Below are 23,586 nucleotides of genomic sequence, written 5' to 3'. Positions count from 1 at the left end.
TCGACCTCTTCGCGTTCCGGATCATCTCGGCCGGATCACGTCCGGACAAGGATGCGGGCGCTCATTACGGCGGGCTCGGCTTCCTTAACGGATATCCGTCCCCAGAATCTCCGCGATCTGCGGAACGTCCTTGTCGCCGCGGCCGCTGATGTTGACCACCATCAGGTGGTCCTTCGGCTTCTTCGGCGCGAGTTCGATCACCTTGGCGATGGCGTGGCTGGATTCCAGGGCCGGCAGGATGCCTTCGAGCCGCGAGCAGAGCTGGAAGGCGTCGAGGGCTTCCTGATCGGTGGCGGAGATGTAGTTGACCCGGCCCACATCGTGCAGCCAGGCGTGCTCCGGCCCGATGCCGGGATAGTCGAGACCGGCCGAGATCGAGTGGGCGTCCTGGATCTGCCCGTCCTCGTTCACCAGCAGATAGGTGCGGTTGCCATGAAGGACGCCCGGGCGCCCCCCGGTGAGAGAGGCCGCATGCAGCTTGTCGAGCCCATGGCCCGCCGCCTCGACCCCGTAGATTTCCACGCCCCGATCGTCGAGGAACGGATGAAACAGGCCGATGGCATTCGAGCCGCCGCCAACGCAGGCGACCAGCGAATCCGGCAGACGGCCCTCCGCCTGCATCATCTGCTCGCGGGTTTCATTGCCGATCACGCACTGGAAATCGCGCACCATGGCCGGATAGGGATGCGGGCCCGCCACCGTGCCGATGCAATAGAAGGTGTCGGCCACGTTGGTGACCCAGTCGCGCAGGGCCTCGTTCATGGCATCCTTGAGGGTCCTGGTGCCGGACTGCACGGGCACGACCTTGGCGCCCAGCATGTTCATGCGGAACACGTTGGGCTTTTGCCGCTCCACGTCGACCGCGCCCATGTAGACGATGCATTCGAGCCCGTAGCGGGCGCAGAGGGTCGCGGTCGCGACCCCGTGCTGGCCGGCGCCGGTTTCGGCGATGATGCGCTTCTTGCCCATGCGCCGGGCCAGAAGGATCTGGCCCAGGACGTTGTTCACCTTGTGGGCGCCGGTATGATTCAGCTCTTCGCGCTTGAAGTAGACCTTCGCGCCGCCCGATAGGCCGGAGGCCGTCGAAACCTCGCGAAGATGCTCGGTCATGCGCTCGGCGAAATAAAGCGGGCTCGGACGGCCGATGTAATGGGTCATCATCGACGCCATCTCGGCGTGGAAGGCCGGATCGGCCTTGGCCTCGTTATAGGCCTTTTCCAGATCGAGGATGAGCGGCATCAGGGTTTCGGCCACGAAGCGGCCGCCGAACATACCGAAATGGCCGCCCTCGTCCGGGCCGGTGCGGAAGGAATTGGGTTGCGCTTGAGCTGTCACGCCTGTCCTGCCTTGCACTGTTGAGCATTCATCGAAACGCGGGATAGCGGATTTCCGACGGGAATGCGCGTTTTTATTGGTCCTTCGCGGCATATGCCGCACGGGCCGCCTTGATGAAAGCCTCGATTCGGGACGGATCCTTGATCCCGGGAGCGCTTTCCACCCCCGACGAGACGTCGACCGCCCTCGCGCCCGTCAGGCGAATGGCCTCGGCCACGTTATCGGAAGTGAGCCCCCCTGACAGCATGAACGCGACGCCGGGGTCAAGCTTGGTCAGCAGCCGCCAGTCGAACGGAAGACCGTTGCCGCCGGGCAAAGCCCCGGGCGCGCGGGGCGGCTTGGCGTCCAGAAGCAGGCGGTCGGACAGGGGCGCATAGGCCATAAGGCCCGCAAGATCCGCTTCCTCGGCAATGCCCAGAACCTTGATGACCGGCCGGCCGAACCGGCTGCGGATCTCCCGCACGCGATCTTCCGTTTCATGCCCGTGCAGCTGGAGAAATTCGGGATCGATCGCCGCGATCGCTTCCGCGATGGCGGCATCGTCCGCATCGACCAGGAGCACGACCCGTTGGGTCCGGCCCGCAGCCTGCCGGGACAGGTTACGGGCCTGGTCCAGGCTCACATAGCGGGGACTTTTGGGAAAACGCACGAAGCCCACGAAATCCGCGCCGGACGTAACGGCAGCGTCCAGGGTTTCGGGCGTGGAGATCCCGCAGATCTTGATCAGGCTGTTCATGGATCGATCCTACGCCTGTCGGGTGATCTTGCGCCAGACCAGCATCGCCGCAGCCAGATCTTCCAGGGCCGCGCCGACCGACTTGAAGACGGTAATCGCCACGCTCGCCCGCTGCAGCGGATTGCGGGAGAGACCCGCCAGATCCCCCTGCACATGCGCCTCGGCGATCGCGCCGCTCTTGAGAGCCACCGCGACATCGCCGCCCTCGTGCCGGGCGGCCGGCGTGTCCACATAGACCTGCCCCCGCAGCAAGGCCTCGTCATCGGCTTCCCGCATGGCGAGATTGAACGCCCCGACAAGGTCGAGATGGGTCCCTTCTTTCAGCCAGGAACCCTTCACGATCGGCGCGGAGGACAGGGTTGCGCAGGACACGAGATCCGCCCCGCGCACGGCCTGTTCGAGATCGGCCGTCGCCGTGACGGGCAGGCCTTCGGCCCTCAGGTCGGCGGCGAGACTCTCGGCCCTTTCCGGCCGGTGATTCCAGAGCAGAACCTCGCGAATCGGACGTTGGCTCATGTGGGCGCGGATCAGGAACGGGGCCAGCGCGCCTGCGCCGACCATCACCATGCGCTCCGTGTCCGGCCGGGCGAGATACCGGGCCGCGAGCGCCGAAGCGGCGGCGGTGCGCCACACGGTGAGCCGGGTGCCGTCGAGGGCCGCGCGCGGCTCGCCCGTCACGCCGTCCATCAGCAGATAGGTGCCCTGCACGCTCGGCAGGTTCCTGGCGCCGTTATCCGGAAACACCGTGACGACCTTGACGCCGACGAAGCTCTCGGAGGATGCGGCGCCGGTCCAGGCGGGCATGAGAAGGAGCGTTCCCGGGAACCCGGCACGGTCGATCTCGTGATGGTGGCGGACCGGCGTGACCATGTCGCCCCGGAAGGCATCAGCGAGGGCTTCGATCAGGTCCGGGAAGCTGAGAACCTGATCGATTTCAGCGGAAGAAACGACGCGCATGGGTTTTTAGAAGGTTGGGGTCCGGGATGTCGGAAGGGCCGGTACGGACGAGCCGCTTTGGCCTTGGCTGCGCAGGCGGTCGGTTTCGTTGCGCAGGTGGGTCACCTCCCGTCGGAACTGACGGCGCGCCCGCCGGTGCTTGCCCTGGGCGAGCCATGTCGCCGTGCCACCGATCACCACGCCGACCATGACGGACGCGAAGATGATGGCGAAGAGGGGAAGCTGCGTGGCGAATTCGGGCACGTCCCGAGAGAACGGGTCGAGCGACAGGGTCACGGCTTCCCGATTGGCCACGGCGAGCAGCACGATCAGGATCGCGACCGGCAGAAGAACGAGCGCCTTGAGAAACCGAATCACCGAGCTATCCTCTCCTGGTCAGACTTATTGATCAGACTTACTGCGCAGCCGCTGCCTTGAGAGGCTTCGGGGCCGTGTTGAGGCGCTGGCGCATCTCCTTGCCGGTCTTGAACACCGGCACGACCTTTTGCGAAATCTGAACGGATTCACCCGTGCGCGGGTTGCGCCCCGTGCGGGCATCCCGCTTCTTCACGGAGAAGGCTCCGAAGCCGCGCAGCTCCACCCGATCTCCCCGCGCCAGAGCATCCGCGATCGTGTCCAAAATCGCATTCACGATGTTCTCGACGTCACGTTGATACAAATGCGGGTTCTGCTCCGCAATCTTGAGCACGAGTTCGGATTTTATCATTGGGCGTTATATCTTTGATGCGTCTTTACTTTTCGGAAGGGTGCCAGACGGCCAGAAGACCGTCAAGCTGAGCCGCCTCGACTCCCGCGGCCGTCCGGCGCAGCGCTCCCGCCAGACCATCGAAGCCCATGAGGTCGGCGCTGGCCCCGGCCCAAGCGAAGAACGAGAGGTCCCGGTCGCTCCGCGGCTTCCAGTCGCGAATCGGAAGATTCGGCCGAACTTTCTTTTCCCGCTCGAGCCAGGCAACGGCATCCCGCTCGCTGCCGACGGCATCCACCAGCTTCAAGGGGATCCCCTGATGGCCACTGAACACCTGGCCGGTGGACACGGCGGCAAGTTCCGCATCGGTCATGTGCCGCCGCTCGCGCACGAGACGCTTGAACCAATCATAGGTGTCGCTCACCACTTGGGCGAGAGCGGCGCGGGCCTCGGGACTGGTCGGCTTGAAGGGGCTCGGCTCCGCCTTCAGGGGGGCGGATTTGATTTCCTCGACCTTGATCCCGACCTGACCCAGAAGGCCCGAAACATCCGGATATTGGAACAGCACCCCGATGGAGCCGACGATGGAGGTCTCGCGGGCCACGATGTAGTCGGTCGCCATGGCGGTGATGTAACCGCCGGATGCTGCGGTCCCGTCCACGAAGGTCACGACCGGCTTCTTCTCGGCCAGGCGGCGGATGTTGCGGAAAAGCTCTTCCGAACCGGTCGTCGTGCCGCCGGGGCTGTTGACGGAAATCACGACCGCGGAAACGGACTTGGCGTTTCCGACGCGCTCCATGAGATCCGCCATGCGCTGATTTCCGGTGATCAGGCCGTTGACGGAAATGCGCGCCACGTGATCGGTCGCGTTCAGGCCGAAGCGTCGGGATGCGGAATAACCAAGGGCGATCACGGCGGCGATGAGGGCCAGAACTCCGGTGACGCGCCAGAAGGTGAGTTTGCGGCGCAAGCGGCGGCGGTCGGCGATAGCTTCGGCGTCGATCGGCATCGGTCTCGTCTCTTAACTCGTCAAAGGTTCAGGCGGCACCTTAGGCCCATTTTCCGGATCCACCGAGCCGAAAAGAAGCTTGAGCTTCATGAAGGCCGACCGGTTCCCGAGGCCGGGCCGCTGGAGAAAATGCTTTAGGGTGAAGCAGATAGGGCGGCAAGAGCGCAAGCCAATGAATCAGCCCTGCGTTTTTGCATCATGTGCCATTCGGCACCATCATCCGAACCACGAGAGCAAAACCGAGGATCCAGAGGATCACGATCGCGGCGGCGGCGAGGCGACTGACCGGCCGCTCCGCCCGCTCGCGCGCCTTGACCCGGAGATCCGCCATCACGTCCGAGGGAATCAACCGGACGGCGAGCAGGATGCCGAGCGGAACGATGAGAAGGTCGTCGAGGTATCCGAGGACGGGGATCATGTCGGGAATGAGATCGATGGGGCTCAGCGCGTAGGCCGCCACCAATCCGGCGACGAGCTTGGCCGCGAGCGGCACGCGGGGATCCCGCGCCGCAAGATAAAGCGCCACCACATCCGTCTTGATGGCCCGCGCCCAGCGGCGGGCCCTGGCGAGCCAATCGGCCCCATCGCGTTTCGGCGTCATGCAGCCGCTCCGGCAAGTCGTTTCAGGCAAGTCATTTCGAGGCAGCAAAAAGCCCGCACGACGAATCGTGCGGGCTTCGATCGGAAATCCCCGGAGATCCGAGGATGATCAAGCGGCGAGCCGCCCGATCACTTCTTGTCGGTGCGGGCCTTGAGGGCCGCGCCGAGGATGTCGCCGAGCGAGGCACCCGAATCGGCCGAACCGAACTGGGCCATGGCTTCCTTCTCCTCCGCGACCTCGAGGGCCTTGATGGAGAGGGTGACGCGGCGGGCCTTGCGGTCGAACTGGGTCACGCGGGCATCGACCTTCTCGCCGGCTGCGAAGCGCTCGGGGCGCTGATCGCCACGGTCGCGTGCAAGCTCGTTGCGCTTGATGAAGGTGGTGAGATCCGTATCGACGATCTTCACCTCGATGCCGCCGTCCTTCACCTCGAGAACCTCGCAGGTGACGACCTGGCCCTTCTTGATCTCGCCGGCTTCCGCGAAGGGGTCACCGCCGAGCTGCTTGATGCCCAGCGAGATGCGCTCCTTCTCGACGTCCACGTCGAGAACCTGGGCACGCACCATGTCGCCCTTCTTGAACTCGTCGATGACCTGCTCGCCCGGACGGTTCCAGTCGAGATCCGAGAGGTGGACCATGCCGTCGACGTCGTTCTCGAGACCGATGAAGAGACCGAACTCGGTCTTGTTCTTCACCTCGCCTTCGACGATGGAGCCGACAGGGTGCTTCTCGGCGAAGGCTTCCCACGGGTTCTGCAGGGTCTGCTTCAGGCCCAGCGAGATGCGGCGCTTCACCTGATCGACCTCGAGGATCACGACCTCAACCTCTTGCGAGGTGGAGATGATCTTGCCGGGGTGGACGTTCTTCTTGGTCCAGGACATTTCGGACACGTGGATCAGGCCTTCGATGCCCGGCTCCAGCTCCACGAACGCACCGTAATCGGTGATGTTCGTGACGCGGCCCTTCAGCTTGGCGCCAACCGGGTAACGGGCGGCGATGCCCTCCCACGGATCGGCCAGGAGCTGCTTGATGCCCAGCGAGATGCGGTGCGTCTCGTGGTTGATCTTGATGATCTTCACCTTCACCGTCTGGCCGATGGTTACGACCTCGGACGGATGGTTGACGCGGCGCCATGCCATGTCGGTGACGTGCAGCAGGCCGTCGATGCCGCCGAGATCAACGAACGCACCGTACTCGGTGATGTTCTTGACCACGCCGTCGATGACCTGACCCTCTTCGAGGTTCGCCACGAGCTCGGAACGCTGCTCGGCGCGGCTTTCCTCGAGGACCGTGCGGCGCGACACGACGATGTTGCCGCGGCGGCGGTCCATCTTGAGAATCTGGAACGGCTGGGCCACGCCCATGAGCGGGGTGACGTCGCGGACCGGACGGATGTCGACCTGGCTACGCGGCAGGAACGCCACGGCGCCGTCGAGATCGACGGTGTAGCCGCCCTTCACTTGGTTGAAGATCACGCCGTTGACGCGCTCCTGGGCCTCGAAGGCCTTCTCGAGCTTCACCCACGACTCTTCGCGGCGGGCCTTGTCACGGGAGATGACGGCCTCGCCCAGCGCATTCTCGATGCGCTCGACATAGACCTCGACCTCGTCACCGACGACAACGGTCTGGTCGCGGTTCGGGCCGGCGAATTCCTTGAGAGCGACGCGACCTTCGGTCTTCGCCCCGATATCGATGACCGCGACATCCTTTTCGATCGCGACCACCTTGCCCTTCACGACCGAGCCTTCGTTGATCTCGGACGTGCGGAAGGATTCTTCGAGCAGGGCCGCGAAATCTTCACGGCTCGGCTGTTGCAAAGCTGCAGACATATGTTCTCCTGAATGGCCCTCGATTAAGGGGCAACGCCGGCGGCTCGTGTTACGGACCGCTTCCAGCCGCCGCTGCCAGGGACGCCCCCTCAGGGCCAAATCCAAGGCATACCGCTTCAAGAGCGGGCCGGCGTATTCTCGACGGATGGAAACGCTTAATCCGCCAAGCTTTTACGGAAACACCGCAAGGGCGCGCATCACGCACCCTCACGTTCAGTCAACCGCTTCTGTCCTGTCGGATGAACCCTTATGTACTGCCTTTCCGGCTTGTTCACAAGAGTTTCCGGCCCATTAAGGCGGATCAGGTCCGCTCGCTGTCCAAGTGGGCCATCTGGGGTGCCGGATAACGGTCCCCGGCCGCCGCGCCCTTGGGCACGACCTGCTCGATGCGGGCCAAGTCCTCCGGCGTCAGCCGCACCTGAAGGGCGCCCAGGGCCTCCTCCAAACGGTCGCGGCGGCGGGCGCCGATGAGGGGCACGATATCGTCTCCTCGCGCGGCCACCCATGCGATGGCGATCTGCGCGACGCTCACGCCCTTGGCCTCGGCCACCGACCGCAGCGCATCGACCAGGGCGAGGTTCCGGTCGACATTTCCATCCTGGAAACGGGGGCTGAAGGCTCGGAAGTCCCCGGCCGCCAGCTGGCTCTTCTGCCAGTGCCCGCTGATCAGCCCGCGGGACAGAACCCCATAGGCCGTAATGCCGATTCCCAGCTCCCGGCAGACCGGCAGGATGGCGTCTTCCACGCTACGGGAGATCAAGGAATATTCGATCTGCAGATCGCAGATCGGATGCACGGCGGCGGCCCGGCGGATCGTCTCGGCGCCGACTTCGGACAATCCGATGGACCGGACATAGCCCGCCTTCACCATATCGGCGATGGCCCCGATCGTGTCTTCGATCGGCACCCGGGGATCGAGCCGCGCCGGGCGGTAGATATCGATGTGATCGACACCCAGACGCTGCAGGGAATACGACAGGAAGTTCTTCACCGCTTCCGGACGGGCGTCATAGCCGACCCAGCCACCCACCGGATCGCGCAAGGCTCCGAACTTCACGCTGATCAGGGCTTGGTCCCGGTTGCGGCCCTTGAGGGCCTCGCCGATCAGCATCTCGTTATGGCCCATGCCGTAGAAATCACCGGTGTCGAGAAGCGTGATGCCCGCCTCGAGCGCCGCGTGAATCGTCGCGATGCTTTCCGCACGGTCAGCGGGGCCGTACATGCCGGACATGCCCATGCACCCGAGCCCGAAGGCCGAAACGCGCGGGCCGGCCGCGCCCAGTTGACGATATTGCATTTGGATTCTCCCTGATCGCGGCTCATGCCGCCCGAATGGAACGGATGGATTATGGGCCTTTCCAGAGCGTGCGATAATCCGGCACAATGCGTACAGGCCGTACGGAAATTCGCACAATGAAAGATATCGCCCTCGCCGACCTCGACGCATTCGCAGCGGTCGCCCGCGCCCGCAGTTTCCGGGACGCGGCGCGGCTGCGCGGCGTTTCGGCGTCCACCTTGAGCGAAGCGCTCCGTCGCCTGGAAGCCCGGCTGGGCGTGCGGCTCCTGAACCGCACGACCCGCAGCGTCACGCCGACAGAGGCCGGAGAGCGGCTGCTCGAACGCCTCAGCCCGGCTCTCGGCGAGGTCGCGGCGGCCCTCGATGCGGTGAACAGCTTCCGCGACAGCCCGACAGGCACTCTGCGGCTCAACGTTCCGACCGTGGTGGCGCGCCTGATCCTGCCGCCCATCATCGGGCCCTTCCTCGCCAGCCATCCGGGAATCGTCCTCGAAGTCGCGGCGGAGGACAGCTTCATCGACGTGCTGGCCGCAGGCTTCGACGCGGGGATCCGCTACGACGAGAGGCTGGAGCAGGACATGATCGCCATTCCGGTCGGCCCCCGCACTCAGCGCTTCGTCACCGCGGCCTCCCCGGCCTATCTGGCGGCCCGGGGGCGGCCGTCACATCCCAGGGATCTGCTCGGGCACAGCTGCATCCGCCACCGTTTCGCCAGCGGGCGCACCCTGCCCTGGGAATACGAGCGCAACGGAGAAACCATTCGCATCAGCCCGTCCGGCCCCCTCGTCGCCACGGCCTTCGATCTCGAGCTCAGCGCCGCCCTTCAAGGGCTAGGGCTGATTCACAGTTTCGACGGCTTTTTGGCGCCGGCCATTGCCAGCGGGGCCCTGGAACCGGTGCTGGAGGACTGGTCCGAGACGTTCTCGGGGCCCTTTCTCTATTATCCGAGCCGCCGACACATGCCCGCGCCGTTGCGGGCCTTCGTCGATTTCATCAAGAGCCCGAAAAGCCCGGCTCAATCCTCGTGAATGAGGCTGTGCGTGCGGGTATCCTTCATGCGCAGATACACGATGAGCGAGAGCCCGATCAGCACCGTGACATACCAGAAGAAGCCGCTCTCCATGCCCACGTCCTTGAACTTGAGAGCGACCCATTCGGCGGTGCCGCCGAAGATCGTGTTGGCGAGCGCATAGGGAAGCGCCACGCCGAGGGCCCGAATATGAGCCGGAAACAGTTCCGCTTTCACGACCGCGTTGATGGAGGTGTAGCCGGTGACGATCACCAGGGCTGCAAGTCCGAGGGCGAAGGCCATGTACGGATCCGTCGTCCGGCTCAAGGTCGAGAAGATCGGATAGGTGCACAGCACGCCCAGGATGCCGAAGCCGACCATCAGGGGCTTGCGGCCGATCTTGTCCGACAGGGCGCCGGCCGCGGGCTGGAGCAGCATGAACACGAACAGGGCCGCGGCTGTGATCTGGCTTGCCGTCTCGCGGCTGAAGCCCGAGGTATTGACCAGGAATTTCTGCAGGTAGGTGGTGTAGGCGTAGAAGGCGAGCGTCCCGCCCGCCGTCAGTGCCAGCACCGTGAACGCCTCACGCGGATAGCGCCGGAAGAGTTCGAACCCGCCGGAGCGACCCTCCTTGGTCTCCTGAGCGTTCTTGTAGGACTGCGTTTCCGCCAGTCCCCGCCGCAGGTAGAACACGAAGACCGCCAAAACGCCGCCGATGGCAAAGGGAATGCGCCATCCCCAGGTCTCGAGATCATGGGGCGCGAGGGTCGCCTGAAGCACCAGAAGCACGGCGAGCGCGAGAAGCTGCCCGGAAATCAGCGTCACGTATTGGAAGCTCGAGTAGAAGCCGCGCCGGTCCTTGCCGGCCATTTCGCTCAAGTATGTGGCGCTTGCCCCATACTCGCCGCCGACGCTGATGCCCTGGACCAGACGGGCCAGCACCAGGATGATGGGCGCCGCCGCTCCGATGGTGGCGTAACCGGGCGTCACCGCGATGGTGAGCGATCCCAGGCACATGAGGGTGACGGAGAGCGTCAGGCCTGCCTTGCGGCCCTTCCGGTCCGCGTAGATGCCCATGATCCAGGCCCCGATCGGCCGCATCAGGAACCCGACCGCGAAGATGGCGGCGGCATCGAGGAGCTGAGCGGTCTGGTCACCTTTGGGAAAGAAGACGGGAGCGAAATAAAGGGTGAAGGCCGAATAAACGTACCAGTCGTACCATTCGACCATGTTGCCCGCCGATCCGCCCAGGATGGAGCGCAGGCGATGCTTGCGGTCGGCGGGATCGTGCTTCATCAGCATGGCGGCATTCCAGTCGTGAAAGATCGGTTGCGTAAAAGATCGGTCGATGGTGCGGTTCGGGCGGATCTGACCGTCAACGCCTCATGCGCGGCGAGGTCCCATCGGCAGAGGAAATCAGGGAATTTTCGACGTCACATGGGCCACTCGGAGCGCCGCACGCGCTCGACGGCCCAGGTGAGAGCCTGATCGAGCCGGTCGTTACCCCAGAACATTTCGCCGTCCTCCGCCAGGAAGGTGGGCGCTCCGAAGATGCCGCGGGATTGGGCCTCTTCCCCCACCCGGCGCAGGCGCGCCTTCGTCGCTTCCGACTCCGCCGCGGCCAGGACGGCTTCCGGATCGCCATCGATCGCCGTCAGGATCTCCGACAGGATGACCGGATCGCTGATATTGCGCCCCTTGCCGAACTCGGCCGTGAAGACGGCGCGGGTGAAGTCCGGCGTCCAGCCCCTGTCGAGGCCCACAAGGGCGATCCGCGCGGCCAGGAGGCTGTTCTGCGGGAAAGGGTTGGGGCGGCAGAGGGGAAGGCGCAGTCGCGCGGCCTCCCGCTCCATGTCGCGCCACATGTAGCGGCCCTTGAGCGGGTAGAGATTGAAGGGAGACGTGCTCCACCCTTGAGCGCCGAAGATCGGCCCGAGGAGGAACGGACGCCAGAGCACCGTCACTCCGGCCGCTTCGGCGGCCTCCTCGATGCGCATGGCGGACAGGTAGGAATAGGTGGAGGAAAACTCGTACCAGAATTCGACACTAGGCCTTGGCATGGCTGACAGGGGCTCTCGCAATGGACCGGACGGGGCTGCAATCGGCTTCCCCCTTGCCGATCCCGCCGCATGACGGTTTTCCCTAGTCCATCGGGCCTTCCGGGGACAGCGGCGCCACCTCCGACCCGGAATGCTCTGGGCGCATATCGGAAAATGCGCGGTTGCGCCGCCCAAGCTTCCGTTCTAAGTCGCCCGGGTCCTTTATTTCTTGGAATTCTCCCATGGCTGACAAGCGCGTGAACAAGGTCGTGCTCGCCTATTCCGGCGGCCTCGACACCTCCATCATCCTCAAGTGGCTGCAGACCACCTATGGCTGCGAGGTCGTGACCTTCACTGCCGATCTCGGCCAGGGCGAGGAGCTGGAGCCGGCCCGCAAGAAGGCGGAGCTTCTCGGCATCAAGCCGGAGAACATCTTCATCGAGGATCTGCGCGATGAATTCGTGCGCGATTACGTGTTCCCGATGTTCCGGGCGAATGCCCAGTACGAAGGGCTCTACCTCCTCGGCACCTCCATCGCCCGTCCGCTGATCGCCAAGAAGCAGATCGAGATCGCCGAAAAGGTCGGCGCGGACGCCGTCGCCCATGGGGCCACCGGCAAGGGCAACGACCAGGTGCGGTTCGAGCTCGGCTATTATGCCCTCAAGCCCGACGTGACGGTCATCGCCCCCTGGCGCGAATGGGACCTGCGCTCCCGCGAGGCGCTGATTGCGTTCGCCGAGCAGAACCAGATCCCGATCGCCAAGGACAAGCGCGGCGAGGCTCCGTTCTCGGTCGACGCCAACCTCCTGCATGCTTCCTCCGAGGGCAAGGTGCTGGAGGACCCGGCGGCGGAAGTGCCGGACTATGTTTATTCGCGCACCAACGATCCGGAATCGGCTCCCGACAAGCCGACCGTGATCTCCATCACGTTCGAAAAAGGCGACCCCGTCGCCATCGACGGGCAGAAGATGGGACCCGCGGCCCTGCTGGCGAAGCTCAACGAGCTCGGGCGCATCAACGGGATCGGCCGTCTCGATCTCGTGGAGAACCGGTTTGTCGGCATGAAGAGCCGCGGCATGTACGAGACGCCCGGCGGCACGATTCTCTATCTCGCCCATCGCGGCATCGAATCGATCACCCTCGATCGCGGCGCGGCTCACCTGAAGGATGAGCTGATGCCGAAATACGCCGAGCTGATCTACAACGGCTTCTGGTTCTCGCCCGAGCGCGAGATGCTGCAAGTCATGATCGACAAGTCGCAGGAATTCGTCACCGGCGAAGTGAAGCTCAAGCTCTACAAGGGTGGCGTGCATCTGATCGGCCGGGAGAGCCCCTACTCTCTCTATGACCAGGAGCTGGTGACCTTCGAGGAAGGCGCCGTCGCCTACGACCACCGCGACGCCGCCGGCTTCATCAAGCTCAATGCCCTGCGCCTGCGCACCCTCGCTCAGCGCAAGAAGAAGCTGGGGCTGTAGGACGCCTCAGGCGCCTCCCGTTTCACGACATCGAAAGGCCCGGGCCGTCCCCGGGCCTTTCTTTTTTGGGAGATTCGTTCCCCAGGCACCCTCCCGGCAACACCGGAACAGGTGACGCAGCGGAAGCTTGGGGCTATTGTGGTCGATCATCGGCGCCTCCCGACGGCAAGGATTGCCCTCGGTGCAGGCCTTTCAAGACAAGCATTCAAGGAGATCTCCATGACGCGCGCTCCGAGCGGCATTGCGGCCGTCGGCGATCTGGCCTGGGGAACTCACTTCTGCCAGTTCTATGAGGATCGCCATGACCTGGCCGAGGCACTCGTGCCCTTCTTCAAGGCAGGCCTGGAAAACTCCGAGAAGTGCCTATGGGTCACGTCCGAACCGTTCAACCGGGAGGATGCCCGCGATTCCCTGCGGGCGGCCGTGCCTGATCTCGACCGGCGCGAGAAGAGCGGCCAGATCGAGATCATTGACTACCGGAACTGGTATCTGCGCGCGGGCAATCTCGACCCTGACGAGACCGTGGAGCAATGGCTTGGCCGGGCGCGCACCGCAGTGAGCGAAGGCTATTCGGGCCTGCGGCTGACCGGAAACACCTTCTGGCTCGAATGCGACGGCTTCGACGAGTTCGCCGACTATGAGGCCAAGGTCAACACCCGCTTCTCGTCCCAGCCGATCCTGGCCCTGTGCAGCTACTGCCTCGGACGATGCCGGCCCAGCGACGTGATCGAGGTCGTCCGGAACCACCAATTCGCGATTTCCCGGCGGCAGGGCGCATGGGAGGTGATCGAGGACGCGTCCCTGAAGATCGCTCGATCGGAACTGGAGAACCTCAATGCCGAGCTGGAGCGGCGCGTCCGCGAGCGCACGGCCGAGCTCGAGCGTGCGCTGGAGGAGAAGAACGAGCTGTTCCGGGAGGTTCACCACCGGGTCCGCAACAATCTCCAGGTGATCTCGAGCCTCGTCCGGTTGAAGTTGCGGCAATGCGGCTCCGAGGATATCCGGCAGACCTATGCGGACATTCTCGGGCGGATCGATGCGATCGCGCTCGTGCACGATGCCCTTTATGCGTCCGATGAGCTGTCCCGTATGCCGATCCGCCGGTATCTCGGAACCTTGTGCGAGAACCTGCTGCAGCTTCGCCCGGAGCGCAACCGCGTCACGATCGAGGTTGATGCTCAGGACGGGGAGATCGGCCTCGATCAGGCGGTCACCGTGGGCTTGATCACGACCGAACTCGTGACGAACGCCCTCAAGCATGCGTTCCCCCAGGGACGGACCGGACGGATCACGGTGCAGTACGGGAACCAGGATGGCGATTGCACGCTCGCCGTGTCCGATGACGGCATCGGCATCACCTCTCCGAACGCCGATCCGCATTCCCGTTCCGGCCTGAGGCTGGTGTCGAGCCTCGCGCTTCAGCTCGGAGCGACCATCACCGAAGAGACGGCCGAGGGAACACGCTTCGTCCTACGGTTTCCTCTGCGATAGATCCCGTCACCGGGCCTCCTCCGGCACGCCCTCGCGGATGATGCGAAGCCCCCGGTTTGAGCCGGGGGCTTTGTGGTCAGAGAACGAAGTCCGCCTTGGCGAAGCTGTGAACGCCGAGGATCTTGATGGCGAAGTCGGCCGCGCCGTCGCCGTTCACGTCGCCGGCCACATAGGTGTTACCGCCCGCCTGATAGGCCTGCAGCTCCCCCGCAACCTTGTGAAAGGCCTGCGCGCCGATGAACGTGAAGGCCTGATCGCCCGCCGCGCGGGTACTCGCATCGATGGCCTTGAGGCTGATCCGGTCGGCGCCGTGGACGAAATCGTTGATCGTATCGCCATTGGCATCCGGTGCGGTATCGAACACGAAGGTGTCGTTGCCGGCGCCGCCGATCAGGATGTCCTGCCCGCCCTTGCCGTTGAGAACGTCGCGCCCGGCATCGCCGCTCAGGGTGTTCGCGCCGGCATTGCCGATGAGCGTGTTGCCCAGGCTGTTGCCGGTGCCGTTCAGGTTCACGCTGCCGGTCAGCGTCAGGTTCTCCACCACCTGCCCGGCGAGGGAATAGCTGATGGTGCTGATCACCGTATCGGTTCCCTGCCCGGCGAGCTCGTAGGCTTTGTCACCGGTCTGGTTGATGTAATACGTATCGTTGCCCGTGCTCCCGTACATGGCATCGTTCCCGGACGTCCCGGCGAGCACGTCGTTCCCACTGGTGCCCATAATGGTCCCACCCGTCGGCGGGGGCGTCACGGTGCCGACATCGTCGGGCTCGGCGCGCTCGGTGGCGTTCGGGGTGCCGAAGTTCTGCGTGACGAACACGACCTTGTAGCCGTTGATGGTGCCTTCCTTGAGGCCGATGCCGATCTCCTCGAACGAGCCGTTGACGATGTTCGCGTAATGGCCCGGCGAGTTCATGAGATTGGTGTGCAGCTGACGAACGGTGGCCTCGGTCAGGTCGCCGCTCACATAGGCGATGTTTTCGCCCCAGCCCTGCGCGCCGTAGCCCGCGGACGCCATGCGGTCGCCGGGGCTCGAGCCGTTCACGCCCGTATGGGAGAAGGTGTCGGTCGCGTCCATCCAGGCACTGTGCGCATCGGACGAATCAAGAAGTTCGCCGTCAAACGTCAGAGCCCGCGCGCCCGTATTGGCACGTGCCACGTTGATCAGCTGTAAAAAAAGAGTTTCGAGATTAGTGGGAGTCGTCAATATCGTATTCCCTTGGAAAAACTTCTTAGGCCTACATTCCGCAAAAGCGAATCGACTGATTTCAACTGCGCAAAAGCTCCAAGGACTTGGCCATTCAATGTGTTGACAATGTGATTGCTCTCGAGCGGAAGGCGCAACTCTGTCCCCTTGCGCCGAAACCTTCCGCTCCTGCCTGAGGAACCGCTCCGCTGGCGGATGCTTCCGCGTACCGGTTTCGGAGAGCACGGCTTCGAGGCGGGATTCGCCCCCGCACCCACCCGCAGGAACCAGATTCCTGACCTCGGGCGCCTGTCTCCGGGACCCAGCGCCGTCTCATGCGTTACATGAACTCGCAGAAAAGCGAGCGATCAGCATGACGTATGAACAACCGCGAGCCTCCACGTCGAATGCCGCCAACCGGGCGCAGGCATCGGCCGACGAACTCGCCTATCGCCTCCATCAGCAGGAGGTGCTGGCCCGGTTCGGGAGCCTCGCGCTTGAGACGCGGGATTTCGGCATTCTCCTGCAGGAGGCGACCCGCCTTTGCGCCGAAGGAATGCGGACCCGCTTCAGCAAGGTCATGGAGTATTTGCCCGATGAGGACCGGTTCATCATCAGGGCCGGAGTCGGCTGGAAGCCCGACGTCATCGGGTCCCGAACTGGAGCCGATCCGGAAAGCCCGGCCGGATATGCATTCCGCCGTCATGAGCCGGTCATCGCCACTCACCTGACGCAGGAAGACCACTTCCGGACACCGCAGGCGCTTGTTCAACACGGCATCAAGCGCTCGATCAACGTTCCGATTGCTTCCAGGGGTGGGCGCTTCGGTGTGATCGAGGTGGATAGCCCGGGCGAAAGCCGGTTCAGCGAGGCCGATATCGCGTTCATGCAGGGCTTTGCGAACCTCCTGGGCGTCGCCTTGGAAAGAAGCCGGGGCGAAACGGCGCTGCGGGACACGGAAGAGCGTTACAGGCTGGCGGCGAGGGCCACCAACGACACGATCTGGGATTGGGACCTCGCAACCGACCGCATTCGGTGGAGCGAGGCCCTTGCGACTCTCTTCGGTTATCCCGAGACCGAGACGGAGGGAGCCTGGTGGCGGGAGCATATCCATCCCGACGACCGGATGCGCGTGACCGCGACCCTCGAATCGGTCGTTGCGGCCGACGGGGAACACTGGAGCGCCGAGTATCGCTTCCTGCGTGCCGACGGATCGGAAGCCTTTGTGTATGACCGGGGATTCGTCATCCGCGACGGACAGGGACGGGCCGTCCGGATGATCGGCTCCATGCTCGATCTGACGGAGCGCAAGCGCGCGGAGGAGGCCCTCCGCCGCAGCGAGGAGCGCCTCCAGGGCGCTTTCGCGATCAGGACCGTCGGAGTGATGTTCAGGGATGAGGATTTCATCCTGTCCGAGGCGAACGACGCCTTCCTGCGCATGACCGGATTCAAACGTGAAGAAGCGCTCGGCAAGACATGGCGCGAGCTCACGCCCGAAGAATTCTATGCTCCTTCTCTGCAGGCCCTCCAGGAGGTGGCCCTCCACGGCGAATCCACCCCTTACGAAAAACAGTATTTCCGCAAGGATGGATCCCGCTGGTGGGGGCTGTTTGCCGCCCGCAGGATTGGCCGCGAGACTGTCGAATTCGTCCTCGACATCACGGACCGCAAGGAAGCCGAGGAAAGATTGCGGCTCAGTGAAGCGCGCCTCAGCGCGATTTTCGCTCAGGCCACCGTCGGCCTGTCGGAGGTGGATTCGAACGGTCGCTTCGTGGAAGTGAACGACGAGCTCTGCCGCATCCTGGGGCGCTCCCGCGAGGAGCTTCTGGGCTGCCGAATTTCCGATGTCACCCACGTGGACGATGCCATCCCGAGCCTCAGCGCGGTGGCGCAAACCCTGGAAACCGGAGAGCCCGCCACGCTCGACAAGCGCTACCTGCGGCCCGATGGCACAGCGGTCTGGGCGAACAGCAGCGTGACCCGCCTCAGCCGCCTTGCGGATCAAAGCAGCAATCTCCTGGTGGTCACGATCGACCTCACGGCGCGGCGGGAGGTGGAAACGGCACTGCGGGAGAGCGAAGAGCGCTTTCAGGCAATCGCCAACTCCATCGATCAGATGGTCTGGTCGACGCGGCCGGACGGCTATCACGATTTCTATAATCAGCGCTGGTATGATTTCACCGGCGTACCCGAGGGCGCGACGGACGGCGCTGCCTGGGCCGAAATGTTCCATCCCGATGACAGGGAGCGCACCTGGGCCACCTGGCGGCACTGCCTCGCGACGGGAGAGCCCTACAGGATCGAGTATCGGCTGAGGCACCGGTCGGGACAATACCGCTGGGTTCTGGGCCGGGCTCAGCCGGTGCGCGACGACCAGGGCCGCATCACCCGCTGGTTCGGCACCTGCACGGACATTCAGGAAATCGTCGAAGCCCGAGAGGTGCTGGCGCGCTCCCGCGAGGAACTCGAACGGGAGATCGCCGAGCGGACAGAGGAACGGGACCGGATCTGGCAGAACTCGAACGAACTCATGGGAGTCTTCGGTTTTGACGGAATCCGGCGGTCCGTGAACCCGGCATGGTCGCGGGTGCTCGGCTATGACGAGGACGCACTGCTGAGCGCTCACATGATGGACATTACTCATCCGGCGGATCGGCCGAGGCTGGTGCAGGCCATCGAGAAGCTGGCCAAGGGCGAGCGTCTCGTGGACTTTGAAGACCGGCTCCGGCATGCGGACGGCAGCTACCGGATCATCTCCTGGACTGGCGTTCCGGGCGACGGCGTATTCTATGGAATTGGCCGCGACGTGACCGAGTATCGCCACGCGGAGGAAGCCCTGCGCCAAGCGCAGAAGATGGAGGCGGTGGGGCAGCTGACGGGCGGCGTGGCGCACGACTTCAACAACCTGCTGACCATCATCCGTTCATCGATCGATTTCCTGCGCCGTCCCAACCTGCCCGAGGAGCGGCGCAACCGGTATATCGACGCCATTTCGGACACGGTCGATCGCGCCTCCAAGCTCACGGGCCAGCTTCTCGCCTTCGCCAGGCGGCAGGCGCTCAAGCCCGTGGTGTTCGACGTGCCCGAACGCATCCGGGCCGTCACCGATATGCTGCGTACCATCGTGGGTTCGCGCATTCGGATTGTGGCGGACATCGCCTGCGAGCGCTGCTTCGTGGAGACCGACGTCACCCAGTTCGAGACGGCCCTCGTGAACATGGCCGTCAATGCCCGCGACGCCATGAACGGCGAGGGAACGCTCCGGATTCATGTGGACGCCTTGTCCCGGATGCCGCCGGTTCGCGGACATGCGGGCAGCCCCGGCAAGTTCGTGGCGATTTCGATCAGCGACACGGGATCGGGCATTCCGGTGGAGAAGCTCAACCAGATCTTCGAGCCCTTCTTCACCACGAAGGACGTGGGCAAGGGGACGGGTCTAGGGCTAAGCCAGGTCTACGGCTTTGCCAAGCAATCCGGCGGTGATGTGGCGGTCGAGAGTGTTATCGGGGCTGGCACGACCTTCACCCTTTACCTGCCGCGGACGGAGCGCGACGTCGCGCCGGAGATTAGCCCCCATGGGCCCGGCACGGAACCGACCGAGGAAGGGCGCGGATGCCGTGTCCTGGTGGTCGAGGACAATCTCGACGTCGGTCGGTTTTCCACCCAGCTGCTGCAGGATCTCGGTTATGCCACCACGTGGGCCACGAACGCCGCCGAGGCGCTCAACCTGCTCGAGGAGGATGCGGGGCGGTTCGATGTGGTGTTCTCCGATGTGGTCATGCCCGGGACGAGCGGCGTCGAGCTCGGCCAGAAGATCCGGCAACGCTACCCGCATATCCCGGTGATTCTCACCTCGGGCTACAGCCATGTTCTGGCGGAAGAAGGCCGCCACGGCTTCGAGCTGCTCCACAAGCCCTATACGATCGACGAAGTCTCCCGGGTAATGCGCCGGGTGATGCGAAGGCATGTGACGTGACGGCTTATCGGAAAGAGCCGCGACCGGCCCCCGGGGAGCGTCCGGAATGCAACCTTCGCCCAAGTCTTGCCGTGCACCGTTGTGAAGATTGGCCGGCTGCGCCATCTACGTCAGGCGACGACGTTCGGCAGGGGAGCAATCATCCGTGAGTGAGAGTGTATCGGCGTCACGATGGAGCGAACCATGGAAGGCCGTCGGCCGGTATCTTCCCTCCCTGCGCTCGCGTCTGGTGCTTCTCACCCTCGTTCTTCTGATCCCCGCTCTCGCGGCGGCAGGACTGTCCGTCTACGCGGGCTATCGTCACGACCGAAAGGAAGTCGAGAAGCATCTTCAGGAAACGGCCCGCGCGCTGTCCCTCGTGGTCGACCGCCAGTTCGGACAGGCCGAGGCGCTGCTCTGGGCCCTGTCCACGTCGCCTCAGCTCATCGACAAGGATTATGCGACGTTCGACACCCGGGCGCGGGCCGCCATCCGCCTGCCCGGCACCTGGATCGTCGTGGCCGAGGAAGACAGGCAGGTCGTCAACACCCTGCTCCCGCCCGGCTCCCCTCTGCCGGTTGTGGAAGACAAGGCCCACCGGCAGGGGCTGTCCGTGGGGGCGATCAGGGTCAGCAACCTGTTCACGGGCGTCGCGGCGCAGAAACCGGCTGTCGGCATCGACACCATCGTCACGGCCCACGACGGCTCGAACCTTTACGTATCGATCATCATGCTGGCCGAAACGGTGAGCCGCATTCTTGCGGACCAGGCGTTTCCTCCCACCTGGATCGGAACGATCATGGACCGCGACGGGACCGTGGTGGCGCGCAACCGCGACGCGGCCCGTTTCGTCGGCAAACCCGCGACCCCGGAAAACGTGCAGCGGGCGAAATCCGAGGTCAAACAGCAGGTCGCCGAGAGCATCTCGCTCGAGGGAATTCCAACCCTGCTCGCCCTGTCGCGTTCGTCGGGCGCCGGGTGGTCGACCATCGTAGCCGTGCCGCGCTCGGAGATCGCCGGAGCCGCATGGCGGTCCGCCCTGTATCTCGCGGCGGCCGGAGGCTTGTTGCTGGCCGGCGGCGCCGCCATGGCGTGGCAGGTCGGGCGCGGCATCGCCAAGCCGGTGGAAAGGCTCGTCACGCTGGCGCAGGACCTCGGGCGCGGCGAGCCGCTCACCGTGACGGCGAGCGGATTGGCGGAGGTCGACCGGGTCGGCGCGGCGCTCGCGGCGGCGTCGAGGGAGCTGCAGGAGCGGGAAGCGGATCTGCGGGCAAGCGAAGCGCGCCTTCGCGCCACCCACGAGAACGCGGCGGTGGGCATCGCCGAGGTGGACCGGGACGGCCGGTTCATTTCCGTCAACGGGGCGCGATGCCAGCTCACCGGCCATTCCCGGGAGGAGCTGATCGGACGGCATTTCGCCCATGTCACCGACGCGGCCAGCCGGGACGACGATCTCAGCCTCTTCGCCCGGCAGGTCGCGGGGGAACTGGATACCTACACCACGGAAAGCAAATTCAGGCGCAAGGACGGCGGCAGCGGCTGGGCCCGCGTCACCAGCACGGCCCTCCTGGATCCGTCGGGACGCTTCCTTTATGCGGTGCGCGTGGTCGAGGACATCACGGAGCGCCGGAAGGCCGACCGACGCCAGAGGCTCCTCATCGACGAGCTGAACCACCGGGTGAAGAATACCCTCGCGACGGTGCAGTCCCTGGCCTGGCGGTCGAGCCGCTCGGGCATGCCGCCGGAAGTGGCGCAGGAACGGTTCCAGGAGCGCCTTCTGGCCCTGTCGCGCACCCATAACCTGCTCAACGAAACCCACTGGGAGGGAGCCTCCCTAGCGACGATTCTGGGAACGGAACTGGCGCCCTACATGACGGCCGCGCCGCGGGTGCGCATGGGCGGCCCGGACATCCAGCTCGATTCGAAAACCGCCGTCGTCCTGGGCATGGCGTTCCACGAGCTTGCCACGAATGCCGCCAAATACGGGGCTCTCTCGACCGCATCGGGAGAGGTGGAGGTTCGCTGGTCGGACGACGGCGGAGTTCTCACCATCGCCTGGAGCGAAGTGGGCGGGCCGCCCATCGAAAGGCAGCCGACCCCGGGCTTCGGCTCACGGCTCCTGCGCCAGACCATCACGGGCGAGCTTGCCGGGCAGCTCGACCTCCGGTTCGCCCGCGAGGGCGTGCGCTGCACGATGACGATTCCGCTGGGAGTGGCCGAGCGGCAGGTCGCCTGAGGCCGGCCTGAGGTGTGCGGCGGATGCCCACCCCGATCAAGGCGGCAGGCGGGCCGGATCCGCCTGAGCCAGGGCGCGGACGTCGCCGCGCTTTATAAGCGCCTGTTCCGGTCCTGAGGGCGCCGATATCGCCCGACGCCGTTCGCCGCGCCGATCGATCACCCGCACGACCTCCAGAAGCACATGGCCGATCACGGACGCCACATGCCGCACCGTGAGCCACCCGACCACAAGCCAGAGCGCCTGGATCGCCGTCGGAGCGGTGTGAAACTTGTTCAAGAGATCGGCCCAGACGCTGTACGGCGGCTCCATCGGCAACTCCCCCAAGGTGAAGCGACCACCAGCGCCGCTGGTGGCCGGGAGTTGAGAAACCGCCAAGGACGGCTGCGCTGGCCTTTAGGCTTGCGCCTTGGACATGCGCCAACACCTCCCGGCCATAAGGCAAGGGAGGCATCGTTGCGGTCGATGCCGACCGCCTTGGTGAGGTTCTCACACCCCGAAACCGGGTGCGCCCGGATTCGGTGACGAGGTAACACGCAAAGCTAGCCTGGGGTCAATGGGTCGAGCGCCCGCTCCCCACCGTCATCTGCCCAGGCGGGACCCATCACCACAACGATGTTCGGGAAGAGGGCAGTGGCTTTCAGCCGCTGACTTTCGCGGATTCCTGCCCGCAGGAATGATATGTCAGGAGTTGGATGCGTCGCTGAGGCCGGTGTTCCGTTCCGTCCGCTTCGAGAGTTGCGCGAAGGGCATCAGCGTCGGCCACCATGATTGTCTACCGGATCCCGGGGATTGCGGCAAGCCCGGGGTCCTGTCCTATGAACGCTGCCCTCGATTCGCAGCACGAGAGGGAGCAGCAAACTCATGCCATCCAACGAGAGAACGATCCCGCGGCGGTTTTACCATGGCACGCGGGCCGACCTGAAGCCGGGAGACCTGATCGCGGCAGGCTACAGGTCCAATTACGGGGCACGGAAAAAGGCGTCCTGGGTTTATCTCACCGGCACGCTGGACGCAGCGATCTGGGGCGCCGAACTGGCGGCCGGGGACGAGCCGGAGAGGATCTACATCGTCGAGCCGACCGGGCCGATCGTCGACGACCCCAATCTGACCGACCAGAAATTCCCGGGCAATCCGACACAATCCTACCGCTCCCGCGAGCCGCTCCGGATCATCGGCGAGGTCACGGACTGGGAAGGCCATTCGCCCGAGCGGCTGAAGCAGATGAAGGACAATCTCGAACGCCTGAAGGAACAAGGCATCGAGGCCATCGACTGATCGCCGTGAGGAACGGAGCCGCCAAGCTTGGACCCGGGACCCATAGCCGCAACCATTCGGGACGAGCAATCGTGGCCGTTGCGGTTCGTCCGCCATTGTCAGCGGTTATGGGTTCCGGACCTGCCTGGCGGCAATCCGGAATGACGGTAACGCTCCGTCATTCCGGGGCGAGCATCGCGAGAGCCCGGAACCCATACACGCTAACCGCTTAGGAAAAGACACAACGGCCGCCGCACACCCCTTCGTCAACCTCAGCGGTTATGGGTTCCGGGCCCGGCCCTCTGGGCCGTCCCGGAATGACGGGTGGCGCTTTGTCATTCCGGGGCCGCGAAGCGGAGCCCGGAACCCATAACCACGACCGTTCAGGATAAGGCGCACCGGCAGCCGCGTACTTACTTCCAACGTCAGCGTTTATGGGTTCCGGGCTCGCCTCCAGCGCCCCGGAATGACGCCTGAGCGGCCCGCAAACCA

Annotated in this window: 19 protein-coding genes; 6 read left to right on the top strand and 13 right to left on the bottom strand. The window is 64.8% G+C overall.

The genetic code is table 11. The features are described 5' to 3' along the window. Window positions 1-84: 84 nt before the first annotated feature. The 9 genes from trpB to LJD17_RS02820 all read right to left on the bottom strand — a co-directional run bounded on the left by trpB (window position 85) and on the right by LJD17_RS02820 (window position 8,449). Complete coding sequence (trpB, locus tag LJD17_RS02860; protein ID WP_227382909.1) at window positions 85-1,272, bottom strand: tryptophan synthase subunit beta; 1,188 nt, start codon at window positions 1,270-1,272, stop codon at window positions 85-87. 136 nt (window positions 1,273-1,408) lie between these two features. After that, window positions 1,409-2,071, bottom strand: coding sequence for a phosphoribosylanthranilate isomerase (locus tag LJD17_RS02855; protein WP_227382564.1), 663 nt, complete (start codon window positions 2,069-2,071; stop codon window positions 1,409-1,411). Between the two features lie 9 nt (window positions 2,072-2,080). Continuing rightward, window positions 2,081-3,028, bottom strand: coding sequence for an ornithine cyclodeaminase family protein (locus LJD17_RS02850; protein ID WP_227382562.1), 948 nt, complete (start codon window positions 3,026-3,028; stop codon window positions 2,081-2,083). 6 nt (window positions 3,029-3,034) lie between these two features. Next, complete coding sequence (locus LJD17_RS02845; RefSeq protein ID WP_227382560.1) at window positions 3,035-3,385, bottom strand: lipopolysaccharide assembly protein LapA domain-containing protein; 351 nt, start codon at window positions 3,383-3,385, stop codon at window positions 3,035-3,037. Between the two features lie 37 nt (window positions 3,386-3,422). After that, a complete protein-coding gene (ihfB, locus tag LJD17_RS02840) occupies window positions 3,423-3,734 on the bottom strand; it encodes an integration host factor subunit beta (RefSeq protein WP_227382558.1) in 312 nt (103 codons plus the stop codon). A gap of 25 nt (window positions 3,735-3,759) precedes the next feature. Further along, complete coding sequence (sppA, locus tag LJD17_RS02835; RefSeq protein ID WP_227382556.1) at window positions 3,760-4,722, bottom strand: signal peptide peptidase SppA; 963 nt, start codon at window positions 4,720-4,722, stop codon at window positions 3,760-3,762. 196 nt (window positions 4,723-4,918) lie between these two features. Further along, window positions 4,919-5,323 carry a YkvA family protein gene (locus tag LJD17_RS02830; RefSeq protein WP_227382553.1) on the bottom strand — a complete coding sequence of 135 codons (405 nt, stop codon included), beginning with the start codon at window positions 5,321-5,323 and terminating at the stop codon, window positions 4,919-4,921. 128 nt (window positions 5,324-5,451) lie between these two features. Beyond that, window positions 5,452-7,152: a 30S ribosomal protein S1 gene (gene rpsA / locus LJD17_RS02825; RefSeq protein ID WP_227382552.1), complete on the bottom strand. Its 1,701-nt coding sequence runs from the start codon at window positions 7,150-7,152 to the stop codon at window positions 5,452-5,454. Window positions 7,153-7,453: 301 nt separating this feature from the next. Beyond that, window positions 7,454-8,449 (bottom strand): aldo/keto reductase, encoded by a 996-nt coding sequence (locus LJD17_RS02820; RefSeq protein ID WP_227382551.1) that lies wholly within the window; start codon window positions 8,447-8,449, stop codon window positions 7,454-7,456. A 116-nt stretch (window positions 8,450-8,565) separates the two neighbouring features. Here LJD17_RS02820 and LJD17_RS02815 point away from each other — a divergent pair, with 116 nt between their 5' ends. Then, window positions 8,566-9,477, top strand: coding sequence for a LysR family transcriptional regulator (locus LJD17_RS02815; protein ID WP_227382550.1), 912 nt, complete (start codon window positions 8,566-8,568; stop codon window positions 9,475-9,477). On the opposite strand, the gene LJD17_RS02810 is transcribed toward LJD17_RS02815, so the two are convergent. After that, window positions 9,465-10,760 carry an MFS transporter gene (locus LJD17_RS02810; protein WP_406600750.1) on the bottom strand — a complete coding sequence of 432 codons (1,296 nt, stop codon included), beginning with the start codon at window positions 10,758-10,760 and terminating at the stop codon, window positions 9,465-9,467. The two genes, LJD17_RS02815 and LJD17_RS02810, sit on opposite strands and share 13 nt — an antisense overlap. Before the next feature lie 131 nt (window positions 10,761-10,891). Continuing rightward, window positions 10,892-11,518 (bottom strand): 2-hydroxychromene-2-carboxylate isomerase, encoded by a 627-nt coding sequence (locus LJD17_RS02805; protein WP_227382548.1) that lies wholly within the window; start codon window positions 11,516-11,518, stop codon window positions 10,892-10,894. A gap of 221 nt (window positions 11,519-11,739) precedes the next feature. On the opposite strand from LJD17_RS02805, the gene LJD17_RS02800 reads away from it, so the two are divergent. Both LJD17_RS02800 and LJD17_RS02795 read left to right on the top strand, forming a co-directional pair. After that, window positions 11,740-12,972 carry an argininosuccinate synthase gene (locus LJD17_RS02800; RefSeq protein WP_227382546.1) on the top strand — a complete coding sequence of 411 codons (1,233 nt, stop codon included), beginning with the start codon at window positions 11,740-11,742 and terminating at the stop codon, window positions 12,970-12,972. A 219-nt stretch (window positions 12,973-13,191) separates the two neighbouring features. After that, window positions 13,192-14,463, top strand: a complete 1,272-nt coding sequence (locus tag LJD17_RS02795) for a sensor histidine kinase (RefSeq protein ID WP_227382544.1) — start codon at window positions 13,192-13,194, stop codon at window positions 14,461-14,463. A gap of 76 nt (window positions 14,464-14,539) precedes the next feature. Here LJD17_RS02795 and LJD17_RS02790 read toward each other — a convergent pair whose 3' ends face one another. After that, window positions 14,540-15,667: a CAP domain-containing protein gene (locus LJD17_RS02790; RefSeq protein ID WP_227382542.1), complete on the bottom strand. Its 1,128-nt coding sequence runs from the start codon at window positions 15,665-15,667 to the stop codon at window positions 14,540-14,542. A gap of 352 nt (window positions 15,668-16,019) precedes the next feature. On the opposite strand from LJD17_RS02790, the gene LJD17_RS02785 reads away from it, so the two are divergent. Continuing rightward, window positions 16,020-19,622 carry a PAS domain S-box protein gene (locus LJD17_RS02785; RefSeq protein WP_227382540.1) on the top strand — a complete coding sequence of 1,201 codons (3,603 nt, stop codon included), beginning with the start codon at window positions 16,020-16,022 and terminating at the stop codon, window positions 19,620-19,622. A gap of 145 nt (window positions 19,623-19,767) precedes the next feature. After that, complete coding sequence (locus LJD17_RS24205; protein WP_227382538.1) at window positions 19,768-21,837, top strand: sensor histidine kinase; 2,070 nt, start codon at window positions 19,768-19,770, stop codon at window positions 21,835-21,837. A gap of 36 nt (window positions 21,838-21,873) precedes the next feature. On the opposite strand, the gene LJD17_RS02775 is transcribed toward LJD17_RS24205, so the two are convergent. Next, window positions 21,874-22,215 carry a hypothetical protein gene (locus tag LJD17_RS02775; RefSeq protein WP_227382537.1) on the bottom strand — a complete coding sequence of 114 codons (342 nt, stop codon included), beginning with the start codon at window positions 22,213-22,215 and terminating at the stop codon, window positions 21,874-21,876. Between the two features lie 486 nt (window positions 22,216-22,701). Between LJD17_RS02775 and arr the strand changes: the two genes are divergently transcribed. Then, on the top strand, window positions 22,702-23,115 hold the full coding sequence (gene arr / locus LJD17_RS02770; protein ID WP_227382535.1) for an NAD(+)--rifampin ADP-ribosyltransferase: 414 nt from the start codon (window positions 22,702-22,704) through the stop codon (window positions 23,113-23,115). Window positions 23,116-23,586: the final 471 nt, after the last annotated feature.

Origin of the sequence: Microvirga rosea (assembly GCF_020595095.1) — a bacterium.
Taxonomy (GTDB): Bacteria; Pseudomonadota; Alphaproteobacteria; order Rhizobiales; family Beijerinckiaceae; genus Microvirga; species Microvirga rosea.
This window is presented reverse-complemented; position numbering and strand designations above follow the sequence as displayed.

Excerpts from the sequence above, each read along its gene's own strand:
- trpB (WP_227382909.1), bottom strand. The coding sequence starts at position 1,272 with ATGTTCGGCGGCCGCTTCGTGGCCGAAACCCTGATGCCGCTCATCCTC.
- LJD17_RS02855 (WP_227382564.1), bottom strand. The coding sequence starts at position 2,071 with ATGAACAGCCTGATCAAGATCTGCGGGATCTCCACGCCCGAAACCCTG.
- LJD17_RS02850 (WP_227382562.1), bottom strand. The coding sequence starts at position 3,028 with ATGCGCGTCGTTTCTTCCGCTGAAATCGATCAGGTTCTCAGCTTCCCG.
- ihfB (WP_227382558.1), bottom strand. The coding sequence starts at position 3,734 with ATGATAAAATCCGAACTCGTGCTCAAGATTGCGGAGCAGAACCCGCAT.
- sppA (WP_227382556.1), bottom strand. The coding sequence starts at position 4,722 with ATGCCGATCGACGCCGAAGCTATCGCCGACCGCCGCCGCTTGCGCCGC.
- LJD17_RS02830 (WP_227382553.1), bottom strand. The coding sequence starts at position 5,323 with ATGACGCCGAAACGCGATGGGGCCGATTGGCTCGCCAGGGCCCGCCGC.
- rpsA (WP_227382552.1), bottom strand. The coding sequence starts at position 7,152 with ATGTCTGCAGCTTTGCAACAGCCGAGCCGTGAAGATTTCGCGGCCCTG.
- LJD17_RS02820 (WP_227382551.1), bottom strand. The coding sequence starts at position 8,449 with ATGCAATATCGTCAACTGGGCGCGGCCGGCCCGCGCGTTTCGGCCTTC.
- LJD17_RS02815 (WP_227382550.1), top strand. The coding sequence starts at position 8,566 with ATGAAAGATATCGCCCTCGCCGACCTCGACGCATTCGCAGCGGTCGCC.
- LJD17_RS02810 (WP_406600750.1), bottom strand. The coding sequence starts at position 10,760 with ATGCTGATGAAGCACGATCCCGCCGACCGCAAGCATCGCCTGCGCTCC.
- LJD17_RS02805 (WP_227382548.1), bottom strand. The coding sequence starts at position 11,518 with ATGCCAAGGCCTAGTGTCGAATTCTGGTACGAGTTTTCCTCCACCTAT.
- LJD17_RS02800 (WP_227382546.1), top strand. The coding sequence starts at position 11,740 with ATGGCTGACAAGCGCGTGAACAAGGTCGTGCTCGCCTATTCCGGCGGC.
- LJD17_RS02795 (WP_227382544.1), top strand. The coding sequence starts at position 13,192 with ATGACGCGCGCTCCGAGCGGCATTGCGGCCGTCGGCGATCTGGCCTGG.
- LJD17_RS02785 (WP_227382540.1), top strand. The coding sequence starts at position 16,020 with ATGACGTATGAACAACCGCGAGCCTCCACGTCGAATGCCGCCAACCGG.
- arr (WP_227382535.1), top strand. The coding sequence starts at position 22,702 with ATGCCATCCAACGAGAGAACGATCCCGCGGCGGTTTTACCATGGCACG.